We start from the raw sequence: 12801 nt of genomic DNA on the forward strand, positions 1-12801 counted from the left end.
TTGGCCATGCCTGTACTCAGTGTCGAGAACGCCCTGCTTTCACGTCGCGGGGTCTTGAAGGTCGGTGCATGTGCCAGTGCATTACTGGCGACTGCCGGGCTAAGTGCCAGCCTTAGCGGTTGCTCGGCCAGCAGCAGCGCCAGTGGCTTTGCGGTATTGCGCAGCAGCGACCTGATTTTTTTGCGCGCGCTGATCCCGGTCATGCTCGCTGGCAGCGTGCCTGCGTCCTCAATGCCCGACGCTACGAAGGCCACGCTGAACACTCTGGACGACAACCTCAACCACTTGTCTCCCGCGCTGCTCAGCCTTACCCAACAACTGTTCGACGTGCTGGCCATGCCCATGACACGCGGCCCGTTGACCGGGGTTTGGGGTCGCTGGGAAAACGCCAGCCCCGAGCAGATCCGGCACTTTCTCCAGCGCTGGCAAAACAGCAGCCTGGGCTTGCTGAAAATGGGTCATGGCTCGCTGGTGCAGCTGGTCATGATGAGTTGGTACGAGTGCCCGCAATCATGGGCGGCCTGCGGCTACCCGGGTCCGCCAAAAATATAAAAACACTTACGTTCCCGCACTCATCTCGAGTAACCCTGATGCCCGTAACCGATCCATTTCGCGAAGGCCTGGCCCGAGGCTGGAAAACCCATGATGGCTCGCAACTGGAGGGCGACCTGACACTGGAGGCAGACGTCGCCATTGTCGGCAGCGGTGCAGGCGGCGGCACCACGGCTGAAATCCTCAGCGCAGCGGGCTACAAGGTCCTACTGATCGAAGAAGGGCCGCTCAAGACCAGCAGCGATTTCAAGCTGCTCGAGGACGAGGCCTACGCCAGCCTGTATCAGGAAGGTGTGGGGCGCATGAGCAAAGACGGCGCCATCAGCATTCTTCAAGGCCGGGCCGTGGGCGGCACCACGCTGGTGAACTGGACCTCCAGCTTTCGCACCCCGGCGCCCACCCTGGAGCACTGGGCCCGCGAGCACGCAGTCGCAGGCCACAGCGAGGAACAGATGGCTCCCTGGTTCGAACACATGGAGCAGCGCCTGGGTGTTGCGCCCTGGCAAGTCCCGCCCAACGCCAACAACGAAGTGATCCGCAACGGCTGCGAAAAGCTCGGCTACAGCTGGCATGTGATCCCCCGCAACGTGCGGGGCTGCTGGAACCTGGGCTATTGCGGCATGGGCTGCCCGACCAACGCCAAACAATCAATGCTGGTCACAACCATTCCCGCGACTCTGGAGAACGGCGGCGAACTGCTTTATCTGGCCCGCGCGTGGCGGTTATCCATCAGTGGCGACCATGTCACCGGCCTGGAGTGCCAGGCAATGGACAGCCGCTGCGTAACCCCCAACGGCCACACGATTACGGTCAAGGCCCGCCACTACGTTCTGGCAGGCGGTGGCATCAATACGCCCGGCCTGCTGATGCGCTCCGACGCACCCGACCCACACAAGCGACTGGGCAAGCGGACATTTCTGCATCTGGTCAACTTCTCCGCAGCGCAATTTCCTACTGCAATCAATCCTTTCTACGGTGCGCCGCAGTCGATTTACTCAGATCACTTTCAATGGAAAGACGGTCCCAAAGGCCCTATGGGCTACAAACTCGAAGTGCCACCGCTGCACCCGGCATTGGCCGCCACCTTGTTTTCAGGCTTTGGCCAGAGCAGTGCTGAACAAATGGCCAAACTGCCCACTACCCACATGATGCTGGCGCTGATGCGCGACGGATTTCATCCTGACAGCCCTGGTGGCAGTGTCGAGTTGCGCAGCGATGACAGTCCGGTGCTCGATTACACCCTCACGCCCTACGGCTGGGAGGGACTCAAGCGCGCCTTCCACAGCATGGCCGAAATCCAGTTTGCGGCGGGTGCCAGCGCAGTCATGCCATTGCACAGCGATGCGCGCTACATGACACGCCTTCGCGAAACACGTGACCAGATCGACAGTTTGAGCCTTGAGTTGTATCGAACCCGCCTGGCCAGTGCCCATGTGATGGGCGGATGTTCAATGGGTGAAAATCCGCAGATGGCCGTCACCGACAGCCTCGGCCGCCATCATCAATTGCGCAATGTATCGGTCCACGACGGCTCATTATTCCCCACCAGCATTGGTGCCAACCCACAATTATCGGTGTACGGATTGACGGCAAAACTCGCGACGCAACTGGCCGAACGCCTTAAAAGTTCATGAAAAAGCAGTTAATTCGTCGCGTCTATAGTGCTTTCTTCTTCGAATGGCGACTTGGCCGACCGGTAATGCTGCGATACCATCCGACTCCCCAACGGATTCCCGCCAGGACGACGCGATGAACCGAGTGTTGTACCCAGGTACATTCGACCCTATTACCAAGGGCCATGGCGATCTGGTCGAACGCGCTTCGCGCCTGTTCGATCACGTGATCATTGCTGTCGCTGCCAGCACCAAGAAAAACCCGCTATTCCCACTGGAACAGCGTGTGGAGCTGGCTCGTGAAGTCACCAAACACCTGCCCAATGTTGAGGTGGTCGGTTTCTCGACGCTGCTCGCGCATTTCGCCAAAGAACAGAACGCCAATGTCTTTCTGCGTGGCCTGCGTGCCGTGTCGGATTTCGAATACGAGTTTCAGCTGGCGAACATGAATCGCCAACTGGCCCCCGATGTCGAAAGTCTGTTCCTCACGCCGTCAGAGCGTTATTCGTTCATATCGTCGACGCTGGTGCGCGAAATCGCAGCATTGGGCGGCGATATCAACAAATTCGTACACCCGGCCGTGGCTGATGCCCTGACCGAGCGTTTTCGCAAGAAATAACCACTGAAGCGGCGCCCGCGTGCACTGCGGGCGCCAATGCGGCACAATTGCCGCATTCGATTTCAGTTGCCCGGGCCGACCGCCCCGGCCGGAGTACCCATGTCCCTGATCATCACCGACGATTGCATTAACTGCGACGTCTGCGAACCCGAGTGTCCGAACGCTGCCATTTCCCAGGGCGAAGAGATCTACGTGATCGACCCCAACCTGTGTACCCAGTGCGTTGGCCACTACGACGAACCGCAATGCCAACAGGTTTGCCCGGTTGACTGCATCCCGCTGGATGAAGCCCACCCGGAAACCGAAGAACAGCTGATGGAAAAGTACCGGGCAATTACCGGGAAGGCCTGATTCATCGTCTATGCGATTTGTGTGGGAGCGGTCTTGCTCGCGATAGATTCACTGCGATCGACCCGTTCGACCGAGGTGGTTGCATCGCGAGCAAGCCCGCTCCCACAAGCTTTCAGCGCAGGACTGGTGACTACGTCTGGCAACGCGGGCAGAACACGCTGGCGCGCTGACCCAGCTTTACATCACGCAGTTCAGTGCCGCAGATCTTGCAGGGCTCATACCCGCGCCCGTACACGAACAGTTCCTGCTGGAAGTAACCGGGCTGGCCATCGCCACCGATAAAGTCGCGCAAGGTCGTGCCACCACGCTCGATGGCGGCGGTCAAAATCCGCTTGATCTCAATCGCCAGCTTCAAATAGCGCGCACGGGAAATACTCTTGGCCTCGCGACGCGGGTCGATCCCGGCAGCAAACAATGCTTCAGTCGCGTAAATATTGCCCACGCCCACCACCACCGCGTTGTCCATGATGAACGGCTTGACCGCCATCGAACGCTTGCGCGACAGCTGAAACAGTCGATCGCCATCAAACAGGTCCGTCAGCGGCTCCGGCCCCAGGCGCACCAGCAGCTCGTGGTTCAACGGATCCAGACTCCAGAGCATTGCCCCGAACCGGCGCGGGTCGGTGTAACGCAAGGCCAGCCCGGACTCCAGTTCAATGTCCACATGCTCATGTTTGGCAGCGGGCAAGCCCGCCTCCACCAGCCGCAAGTTGCCGGACATGCCCAAATGGCTGATCAGCGTCCCCACCTCGGCGTTGATCAGCAAGTACTTGGCCCGGCGCTCGACCAGCACAATGCGCTGCCCTGACAGGCGCACATCAAGGTCTTCGGGGATCGGCCAGCGCAGACGGCGCTCGCGTACAATCACCCGGCTGACCCGCTGCCCCTCAAGGTGCGGGGCGATGCCACGCCGGGTGGTTTCGACTTCAGGTAATTCAGGCATGGGGGCTCCGTACTCTGGAATAGCTGGCGATTCTAACGGAAATTTCTGCGCGACTAGCTCCGTGATCCGACGCAATGCGGTGAATCAGCCAAGCCTCAAGGTTACGTCTAAGGCTATAATCGCGCCCTTTTCAATACCCGGAGCGACGTCATGTCCCTGCCAAGCCTGCGCCTTAAAGCCAATGCCGATCGACGCCTGCGCGCCGGCCACTTGTGGGTCTACAGCAACGAAATCGATGTAGCCGCCACACCGCTGAACGGTTTTAAGGCCGGCGACCAAGCGGTACTCGAAACCGCCGGCGGCAAGCCGCTGGGCATCGTTGCCATGAGCCCCAACAACCTGATCTGTGCACGCCTGCTGTCACGCGACATCAAGCTGCCATTGGACAAATCGCTGCTGGTTCACCGCCTGAACATGGCCCTGTCCCTGCGCGACCGCCTGTTCGACAAGCCTTACTACCGCCTGGTTTACGGCGATTCAGACCTGCTGCCGGGCCTGGTAGTCGACCGTTTCGGTGACATCCTGGTGGTCCAGCTGGCCTCGGCCACCATGGAACAGCACAAAGACGACGTGATCGCAGCGCTGGTGCAAGTCCTCAAGCCAAGCGGCATCCTGTTCAAGAACGACTCGGCTGCCCGCGACGCTGAAGGCCTTGAGCGCTACGTCGAAACCGTGTTCGGCCTGGTGCCGGAGTGGGTTGCCCTGGAAGAGAACGGCGTCAAGTTCGAAGCGCCGGTCATGACCGGTCAGAAAACCGGCTGGTTCTACGACCACCGCATGAACCGTGCCCGCCTGGCGCCTTACGTCAAAGGCAAAAAAGTCCTGGACCTGTTCAGCTACATCGGTGGCTGGGGTATTCAGGCGGCTGCTTTCGGCGCCAGCGAAGTGACCTGTGTCGACGCTTCATCGTTCGCCCTCGACGGTGTTGAGCGCAACGCTGCCCTGAACGGTTTTGCCGAGCGAGTCACCTGCATGGAAGGCGACGTGTTTGAAGCCCTCAAGGAACTCAAAGCCAACGAAGAGCGTTTCGACGTGATCGTTGCTGATCCGCCGGCCTTCATCAAACGCAAAAAAGACCTGAAAAACGGCGAAGGTGCCTACCGCCGCCTGAATGAGCAAGCCATGCGCCTGCTCACCAAGGACGGGATTCTGGTCAGCGCATCGTGCTCGATGCACCTGCCGGAAGACGACCTGCAGAACATTCTGCTAACCAGCGCCCGTCATCTGGATCGCAACATCCAGCTGCTGGAACGCGGTGGCCAGGGTCCGGATCACCCGGTACACCCGGCCATCAACGAAACACGCTACATCAAGAGCATCACCTGCCGTTTGCTGCCTAACAGCTAAGACGCACATTGCCCCCGTAGCAGCTGTCGAGAACGACGGCTGCTACGGGGTTTAGCGTTCATTGCGCCTTCGAACGGGGATTGAGCTCCACGCCATTGATCAACAATGATTGATAGCGCGGCGTCACTACCTTCGCGTTGCCTTCACGGATCTGCTCGATCATCTCCAGTGCATTGGCATCGGCCTCGTACGAGCCTGCGTGTTGCCACTTGCCCTGCCCATCGCGCTTGAAAAAATCCAGTTCCCTGACCCAGCCCCGCTTGGGCAGTTGCACCACCTCGTTTTGCCCATCCCGATCCAGATCAACGGCCCACAACACACAGCCCGGCTCCTGACACGCCTGCTTGCCAAAATCTGGCGCTTCAAATTGATCACTGCCTTCAACTACAGGGCCAATCCATTCCAGGGTTTTCTCTTTCGGCGCCCGCTTGCCCTCGCCCGTGTCGACACTTTTGAGGCGCTTGAGCAACGCTTGCCGCTCAGGCGGCGTCAATACCTGGCCTTGCTCCACTTGCACCAGCAACTCGTCAAACGCCTGCTTGCCGGGCAGGCCCAGCTGATAGCGCAAGGTGTCGGCATCAAAGTTCTCTACCGCCGTCTTGCCACTCAGCACGCGAGCCACCTGATTATTTGCACTGAAATTCAGCGGGCTGAACCACGGCGTATGAATGGCCAGCAACAGCACCACCGTCCCCAGCGCGATGACCGGGTTGGTGAGACGCAAACTCCACAGCCACTGGCGCTGCGGCACCACCACCGCCCAGACCGCAGCCAGGCTGTGGGCAAATATCACCGCGACCAGCAACATTGCCAGCACACGGGAAGGCGTCAGGCCGTACTGCTCGATGCGTAGCCAGGTCGAATACCCTGCCAGCAACACCAGCACCGGCAAGCACAGCAGACACAGGTCGACCACACGCTTGAGCCACACCGCATAACCGCTGCCCTGGGTGCCGTCCTGGAAAACACCATTGAGCAAGAACAGATTGACCGCCACCAGCCACAGCATGATCGGCGTCGAATACCCGGTGTCCCAGATCGGCTCCAGCCCGGTAAATGGCAACGCCAGGGTGAACACAATGGCAATCAGCGCCCCCAGGGGCAGCAGAAAACGGCAGAGCGTGAGCAAAAGCCCGCGCAGCATGCCGATGACACGATCATTCTCGCGCCCCATATTCACGCCCAGGGCAAATACCATCGCCGAACTGACGCAAATAAACCCCTCGGTTGAGAACAGTTTATTGAGCACCACAATCCCGAGCATCTTGAACAGACTGCCCCACAGCCACAGCAATCCCCAGAACACCGCATTCAGCAGCAGCCCCAGCAGCACGATAAACACCGTGTCCCAGGCATGGCGGAACAGGTCCTCATAACGCGGATACCGCCCCTCACGGGTCGGCCAACTGAGGATAAAAGCGGTACAGACGTAAGCGACCACCAGCGAGAAGAACACCCAACTCCCGGTCAGCCACCTGTTGTTGAATAACTGCCTGTCACCGTCCAGAAATACCCAGGTACTGATGGCCGTCAAGACGGCCGTGAGTCCGATCACCAGCCATGCCGTACCGCGCTGGCGCACGCTGTCACCCAACAGCAGCAGATTGATGCCGCCCACCAGCACGGCTGTAGCCAAAGCGATCCTGACCCCGGACTGGGGCAAAGTACTGGCCAGCCAGAGCAGCAGCCCTTGTGTCAGACCGATCACCAGGCTGGCTTTGACGGAGCGGTTGAGCGTCAGCATTTAGAGTCCTCACTGAAAAACCATTCGAACACTATTGCTTGAATTTCGTTAAATGGCCCGGTCACTTTCAAAAAATACTGTTTCTTACACAAAGGCAGGCCTGGACTTACTCAATGCCCGATTGACCGTGAACAGCGAGTGCGTTACTGCGAGTCGCTCATTTGTGCTCCGGAGTAACTGCCCTGCCCATTCCCTCCGCCCGCCAGCCGTGTAGAATCGACGGATTCATCGCCAATCATCCCCGGCGGGTTTATGAGCTCAGGCCCAGGCGCGCGGCGATCCCGCAGCGTTTAAGGCAGCTAGCTGACACGTAGTCATTTTCTGTGTGGTCTGCCAGTCATTAGAAGCTCACTTCCCTGTTTGTTACCTGATTAGCCGCCCGGAGTTGTTCCATGCCTGACTATCGTTCGAAAACCTCCACCCACGGCCGCAACATGGCCGGTGCCCGCGCTTTGTGGCGCGCCACGGGGATGAAAGATGCCGACTTCAAGAAGCCGATCATCGCCATTGCCAACTCCTTTACCCAGTTCGTACCCGGCCACGTCCACCTGAAGGACATGGGTCAACTGGTTGCCCGCGAGATCGAGCGCGCTGGCGGCGTTGCCAAGGAATTCAACACCATTGCCGTAGACGACGGCATCGCCATGGGCCATGACGGCATGCTGTACTCGCTGCCGAGCCGCGAGATCATCGCCGACTCCGTCGAGTACATGGTCAACGCCCACTGCGCCGACGCCATTGTGTGCATCTCCAACTGCGACAAGATCACCCCTGGCATGCTGATGGCCTCGTTGCGCCTCAACATCCCGGTGATTTTCGTTTCCGGTGGCCCTATGGAAGCGGGCAAGACCAAGCTCGCCAGCCACGGCCTGGACCTGGTAGATGCCATGGTCATCGCGGCCGACTCCAGCGCTTCTGACGAGAAGGTTGCCGAGTACGAGCGCAGCGCTTGCCCAACCTGTGGTTCGTGCTCCGGCATGTTCACCGCCAACTCGATGAACTGCCTGACCGAAGCCCTGGGCCTGGCCCTGCCGGGAAACGGCTCGGCACTGGCGACCCACAGCGACCGCGAGCAGCTGTTCCTGCAGGCTGGCCGCACCATCGTCGACCTGTGCCGCCAGTACTACGTCGAGAACGACGAATCGGTACTGCCGCGCAACATCGCCAACTTCAAGGCATTCGAAAACGCCATGACGCTGGACATCGCCATGGGTGGGTCGACCAACACCATCCTGCACTTGCTGGCCGCTGCCCAAGAGGCCGAGATCGACTTCGACCTGAAAGACATCGACCGCCTGTCGCGTCACGTGCCGCAGCTGTGCAAAGTGGCGCCGAACATCCAGAAGTACCACATGGAAGACGTGCACCGCGCCGGCGGCATTTTCTCCATCCTCGGTTCGCTGGCCCGTGGCGGCCTGCTGCACACCGACCTGCCGACCGTACACAGCAAGACCCTGGCTGAAGGCATCGCCAAGTGGGACATCACCCAGACTGACGACGAAGCCGTGCATACCTTCTTCCGTGCAGGCCCGGCCGGTATTCCAACCCAAACCGCGTTCAGCCAGTCGACCCGCTGGGACACCCTGGACGACGACCGTGAAAACGGCTGTATCCGCAGTGTCGAGCATGCCTACTCGCAAGAAGGCGGCCTGGCCGTGCTGTACGGCAACATCGCGCTGGATGGTTGCGTCGTTAAAACGGCGGGCGTAGACGAATCGATCCACGTGTTCGAAGGCAATGCCAAGATCTTCGAAAGCCAGGACAGCGCCGTGCGCGGCATTCTGGCGGACGAAGTGCAGGCCGGTGACATCGTGATCATCCGCTACGAAGGCCCGAAAGGCGGCCCGGGCATGCAAGAGATGCTTTACCCGACGTCCTACCTGAAATCCAAAGGCCTGGGCAAAGCTTGCGCCCTGCTCACCGATGGCCGCTTCTCGGGCGGTACTTCGGGCCTGTCCATCGGCCATGCTTCGCCGGAAGCGGCGGCTGGCGGCGCGATAGGTCTGGTGCAGGACGGCGACAAAGTGCTGATCGACATTCCAAACCGCTCGATCAACCTGCTGATCAGCGACGAAGAAATGGCGACACGCCGTGCCGCGCAAGACAAGAAAGGCTGGAAGCCGGTTGAAGTGCGTCCGCGCAAAGTCACCACCGCCCTCAAGGCTTACGCCTTGCTGGCCACCAGCGCCGACAAGGGCGCGGTGCGTGACAAAGCATTGCTGGACAAGCTGGCGCCGTAAGCCACCCTGCAACAACAAAAATCCCGGCCAGGTGCCGGGATTTTTTATGGGCAACATAACCACCCTTGTGGGAGCGGGCTTGCCCGCTCCCACAGGAATTACTGGATCTGGTCAGGCTTGACGATCACCCAGTTCTTGTCCGCCGTCACCGGCAAACCTTCCTTGGCCTGGGCCGCTGCGTTTTTGGCCATCATGCCTTCCAGCTGCGCCATGTATTTGTCCTTGCGGTTGACCCACAGGTGAATCCCGCCCTTGGCGACGTCAACCCCGTGAAACAACATGTAGCCATCACTGGACGGCGTATCACCGCCCACCAGCACCGGTTTTTTCCATTGATCAATATAGGTCAGGATCGCCGCTTGCTTGCCCGCCATCCACGTCGCCGGTGTCCACAGGTAAGGCGTCAGTTCCAGCCCAAGGTTGGCTTTTTCGTTATAGGTGCCCGCACTGATCTGCTTGCGTGCCGTGGTCAGCTCCCCGGTTTTACGGTCCTTGAGCAAGGTGGTCACGCCAATCACGTTCTGCGGCTTGACGTTGTAACCGTACTTGGGATCGGCCGCCACCATGCGCACCAGCTCTTCCGAGGCGGCCGTCATCACGTAGACCTCGATGCCGTTTTCCATCAGTTTGTTGAACAGCTCGACCTGACCGGTAAACACCTTGGGCGGCTGAACCTCTGAGGTCTTGACCACATCGCCCTCGAAGTAAGTCACCGGCACCGGCTTGCCCGACGCCATCAACTCATCCACGTAACCCTTGAGCTGTTGCAGGGTGAAACCGGAAAACACCTGGGCCACCCACGGGTAGCAGACCATGTCGTCGATTTCACACAGGCGGTAGTAGTAACTGAACAGGCTTTCCTTGTGGTCAGCGGTGTCTTTGAACGGGATCAGTTTGAGTGACGGGTCCAGGCTTTCGCGGGTGATGAGGCCCTTGTTCTCCATATAAGGCAGCAGGGCCTCTTCCAGATCGTTGCGATAGCTGGTGTTGTCCATGTCAAAGACCGCGAAGTTACCCTTGTTCGCGTTGGCGGCGATCATGGCCTCCAGTTGCCTGGCCTGATCAGCGGGCCAGTGTTTCAATTCTGTGGCCAGTGCCTGCCCCGTCAGGCCCAGACACAGGGTTGCAGCGATCAACTTGGCGGTCAGTTTCATCAGCTATGCTCCACGTCAAAGGCATCGAAGCTAACAAACCTGTGTAACAATTTTTGATTCGGACACGACGGCTATCGTCGTGAATGCGCCACCGCCTTATTCCAAAAACAAAGGCTGTCATTCCACAACGGTATATTTCCTGTTATTTCAAACTGTTACGCTTTCCGGTTAGCAATAGCTGCATACAAATACTGATGCACGTCGTCCCCTCGGAGTTTTCATGAATTTCCCGCTGATCCTCAATCTGCTGGTGTTCCTCGCGTTGCTGTTTGGCCTGTCGCTGACCCGCCACACCGCGTGGAGCCTGGCTAAAAAAGTCTTGCTGGCACTGGTTCTCGGCGTGGTCTTCGGTCTGTGCCTGCACATGACCTACGGTGCTGATAGCCCTACCCTGAAAACGTCCATCGGCTGGTTCGATCTGGTAGGCAGCGGCTACGTGCAACTGCTGCAAATGATCGTGATCCCGCTGGTTTTCGCATCGATCCTCAGCGCTGTGGCCCGACTGCATAACGCCTCATCCCTGGGCAAGATCAGCTTCCTGACCATCGGCACACTGCTGTTCACCACCATGATCGCAGCGCTGGTGGGCATCGGCCTGACCAACCTGTTCGGCCTGACCGCCGATGGCCTGGTGGCGGGCGCGGCTGAAATGAGCCGCCTGCAAGTGATCCAGAGCGACTACGTGGGCAAGGTGTCGGACCTGAACGTGCCGCAGTTGCTGCTGTCGTTTATCCCGCAGAACCCGTTTGCCGACCTGGCCCGAGCCAAGCCGACCTCGATCATCAGCGTGGTGATTTTCGCTGCATTCCTGGGTATTGCTGCACTGCAGCTGTTCAAGGATGAACCGGAAAAAGGCGGCAAGATCCTCAGCGCCATCGACACCCTGCAAGCCTGGGTGATGCGCCTGGTGCGCCTGGTGATGAAACTGACCCCGTATGGTGTTCTGGCCCTGATGACCAAAGTGGTCGCCATGTCCAACGTGCAAGACATCATCAAACTGGGCAGCTTTGTGGTGGTGTCCTACATCGCCCTGGCCCTGATGTTCGTGATTCATGGCGTGATCCTGTCGGTATCCGGCGTTAACCCGCTGCGCTTTTTCCGCAAGGTATGGCCAGTACTGACGTTTGCTTTCACCAGCCGTTCGAGCGCGGCCAGCATCCCGCTGAGCATTGAAGCGCAAACCCGTCGCCTGGGGATTCCATCTTCCATCGCCAGCTTTGCCGCCTCGTTTGGCGCCACCATTGGCCAGAACGGCTGTGCCGGCCTGTACCCGGCCATGTTGGCGGTGATGGTTGCTCCGACCGTTGGCATCAACCCGCTGGACCCGGTGTGGATCGCGTCGCTGGTAGCGATTGTGACCTTGAGTTCTGTGGGCGTGGCCGGTGTGGGCGGTGGTGCGACCTTCGCGGCACTGATCGTATTGCCCGCGATGGGCTTGCCGGTATCGCTGGTGGCGTTGCTGATTTCGGTTGAGCCACTGATCGACATGGGCCGCACGGCGCTGAACGTCAGCGGTTCGATGGTCGCCGGTACGGTGACCAGCCAGATTCTGCACCAGACCGACAAGGCCATTCTGGCTGAAGACGACCATGGTGATCTGGCGCACGCGTAACACCTGACTGACCCCGCGCCCACGCTTGTGGGTGCGGGCTTGCCTTAAACCCTTTCCCACACCTCAAAGCTGAACGCCGGCTTGTCATCCGCGGCGGCATGCAGTTCTTCTGACACCCGCTTCCATTGCGCCTGATCAAACTCAGGGAAACAAGCATCGCCTACCGGGCTCAGATTTACCCGCGTTAAGTAAAGCTTATCGGCATCCGCCAAACCTTGGGCGTACAACTGTGCGCCGCCAATCAGCATCACTTCGTTGACGCCCTGCTCATTCGCCCATGCCTCGGCACGTTCTAGAGCCGCCTCAAGGGATGCAAATACTTCGGCACCTTCAAGCTGCAGGCCGGTCTGACGACTGACCACCAAATTCAAGCGGCCTGGCAACGGGCGACCCAATGAATCCCAGGTCTTGCGACCCATGATGATCGGCTTGCCCAGGGTAGTGGCCTTGAAGTATTTGAAATCCGCAGGCAAGTGCCAGGGCATGCTGTTATTGAAGCCGATCACATGGTTTACACCGAGGGCTGCGATCATGCTGAGAATGTATGGTTTTTTCATGGCGGCGAGGATACCAGAGCCGCCCCCCGCTGGGGACAGTACCTCGTCTGACTAACAGCGGTTATGCTC

At 59.4% G+C, this 12801-nt stretch carries 11 protein-coding genes; 7 read left to right on the forward strand and 4 right to left on the reverse strand.

Features of this window, described 5'->3' with window-relative positions:
- Positions 1-6: 6 nt before the first annotated feature.
- The 4 genes from KO536_RS19485 to KO536_RS19500 all read left to right on the forward strand — a co-directional run bounded on the left by KO536_RS19485 (position 7) and on the right by KO536_RS19500 (position 3135).
- Positions 7-552 carry a twin-arginine translocation pathway signal protein gene (locus KO536_RS19485; protein ID WP_219262675.1) on the forward strand — a complete coding sequence of 182 codons (546 nt, stop codon included), beginning with the start codon at positions 7-9 and terminating at the stop codon, positions 550-552.
- A 38-nt stretch (positions 553-590) separates the two neighbouring features.
- Positions 591-2186: a GMC family oxidoreductase gene (locus tag KO536_RS19490; RefSeq protein WP_133075146.1), complete on the forward strand. Its 1596-nt coding sequence runs from the start codon at positions 591-593 to the stop codon at positions 2184-2186.
- 115 nt (positions 2187-2301) lie between these two features.
- Complete coding sequence (coaD, locus tag KO536_RS19495) at positions 2302-2784, forward strand: pantetheine-phosphate adenylyltransferase (protein WP_004419754.1); 483 nt, start codon at positions 2302-2304, stop codon at positions 2782-2784.
- A 99-nt stretch (positions 2785-2883) separates the two neighbouring features.
- Positions 2884-3135 carry a YfhL family 4Fe-4S dicluster ferredoxin gene (locus KO536_RS19500; RefSeq protein WP_016782613.1) on the forward strand — a complete coding sequence of 84 codons (252 nt, stop codon included), beginning with the start codon at positions 2884-2886 and terminating at the stop codon, positions 3133-3135.
- A gap of 130 nt (positions 3136-3265) precedes the next feature.
- Here KO536_RS19500 and mutM read toward each other — a convergent pair whose 3' ends face one another.
- A complete protein-coding gene (gene mutM / locus KO536_RS19505) occupies positions 3266-4078 on the reverse strand; it encodes a bifunctional DNA-formamidopyrimidine glycosylase/DNA-(apurinic or apyrimidinic site) lyase (RefSeq protein ID WP_133075145.1) in 813 nt (270 codons plus the stop codon).
- A 150-nt stretch (positions 4079-4228) separates the two neighbouring features.
- Here mutM and KO536_RS19510 point away from each other — a divergent pair, with 150 nt between their 5' ends.
- A complete protein-coding gene (locus KO536_RS19510; protein WP_019828076.1) occupies positions 4229-5425 on the forward strand; it encodes a class I SAM-dependent rRNA methyltransferase in 1197 nt (398 codons plus the stop codon).
- A gap of 58 nt (positions 5426-5483) precedes the next feature.
- Here the strand turns inward: KO536_RS19510 and KO536_RS19515 are convergent, their stop codons facing one another.
- Entirely contained in the window at positions 5484-7169 is a 1686-nt protein-coding gene (locus tag KO536_RS19515; protein WP_133075144.1) for a DUF4153 domain-containing protein, read from the reverse strand.
- A 392-nt stretch (positions 7170-7561) separates the two neighbouring features.
- Here KO536_RS19515 and ilvD point away from each other — a divergent pair, with 392 nt between their 5' ends.
- A complete protein-coding gene (gene ilvD, locus KO536_RS19520) occupies positions 7562-9409 on the forward strand; it encodes a dihydroxy-acid dehydratase (RefSeq protein WP_219262676.1) in 1848 nt (615 codons plus the stop codon).
- A gap of 98 nt (positions 9410-9507) precedes the next feature.
- Here the strand turns inward: ilvD and KO536_RS19525 are convergent, their stop codons facing one another.
- Positions 9508-10563, reverse strand: a complete 1056-nt coding sequence (locus tag KO536_RS19525) for a haloacid dehalogenase-like hydrolase (RefSeq protein ID WP_219262677.1) — start codon at positions 10561-10563, stop codon at positions 9508-9510.
- A 220-nt stretch (positions 10564-10783) separates the two neighbouring features.
- Here KO536_RS19525 and KO536_RS19530 point away from each other — a divergent pair, with 220 nt between their 5' ends.
- Positions 10784-12175, forward strand: coding sequence for an L-cystine transporter (locus KO536_RS19530; protein WP_133075141.1), 1392 nt, complete (start codon positions 10784-10786; stop codon positions 12173-12175).
- Between the two features lie 44 nt (positions 12176-12219).
- On the opposite strand, the gene KO536_RS19535 is transcribed toward KO536_RS19530, so the two are convergent.
- Positions 12220-12732, reverse strand: coding sequence for a dihydrofolate reductase (locus KO536_RS19535; RefSeq protein ID WP_219262678.1), 513 nt, complete (start codon positions 12730-12732; stop codon positions 12220-12222).
- Between the last annotated feature and the right edge of the window lie 69 nt (positions 12733-12801).

Origin of the sequence: Pseudomonas sp. NKUCC02_KPG (assembly GCF_019345465.1) — a bacterium.
Classification (GTDB): Bacteria; Pseudomonadota; Gammaproteobacteria; order Pseudomonadales; family Pseudomonadaceae; genus Aquipseudomonas.

What these genes read in the sequence shown, in the direction of transcription:
- KO536_RS19485 (WP_219262675.1), top strand. Translation starts at nt 7, where the DNA reads ATGCCTGTACTCAGTGTCGAGAACGCCCTGCTTTCACGTCGCGGGGTC.
- KO536_RS19490 (WP_133075146.1), top strand. Translation starts at nt 591, where the DNA reads ATGCCCGTAACCGATCCATTTCGCGAAGGCCTGGCCCGAGGCTGGAAA.
- coaD (WP_004419754.1), top strand. Translation starts at nt 2,302, where the DNA reads ATGAACCGAGTGTTGTACCCAGGTACATTCGACCCTATTACCAAGGGC.
- KO536_RS19500 (WP_016782613.1), top strand. Translation starts at nt 2,884, where the DNA reads ATGTCCCTGATCATCACCGACGATTGCATTAACTGCGACGTCTGCGAA.
- mutM (WP_133075145.1), bottom strand. Translation starts at nt 4,078, where the DNA reads ATGCCTGAATTACCTGAAGTCGAAACCACCCGGCGTGGCATCGCCCCG.
- KO536_RS19510 (WP_019828076.1), top strand. Translation starts at nt 4,229, where the DNA reads ATGTCCCTGCCAAGCCTGCGCCTTAAAGCCAATGCCGATCGACGCCTG.
- KO536_RS19515 (WP_133075144.1), bottom strand. Translation starts at nt 7,169, where the DNA reads ATGCTGACGCTCAACCGCTCCGTCAAAGCCAGCCTGGTGATCGGTCTG.
- ilvD (WP_219262676.1), top strand. Translation starts at nt 7,562, where the DNA reads ATGCCTGACTATCGTTCGAAAACCTCCACCCACGGCCGCAACATGGCC.
- KO536_RS19525 (WP_219262677.1), bottom strand. Translation starts at nt 10,563, where the DNA reads ATGAAACTGACCGCCAAGTTGATCGCTGCAACCCTGTGTCTGGGCCTG.
- KO536_RS19530 (WP_133075141.1), top strand. Translation starts at nt 10,784, where the DNA reads ATGAATTTCCCGCTGATCCTCAATCTGCTGGTGTTCCTCGCGTTGCTG.
- KO536_RS19535 (WP_219262678.1), bottom strand. Translation starts at nt 12,732, where the DNA reads ATGAAAAAACCATACATTCTCAGCATGATCGCAGCCCTCGGTGTAAAC.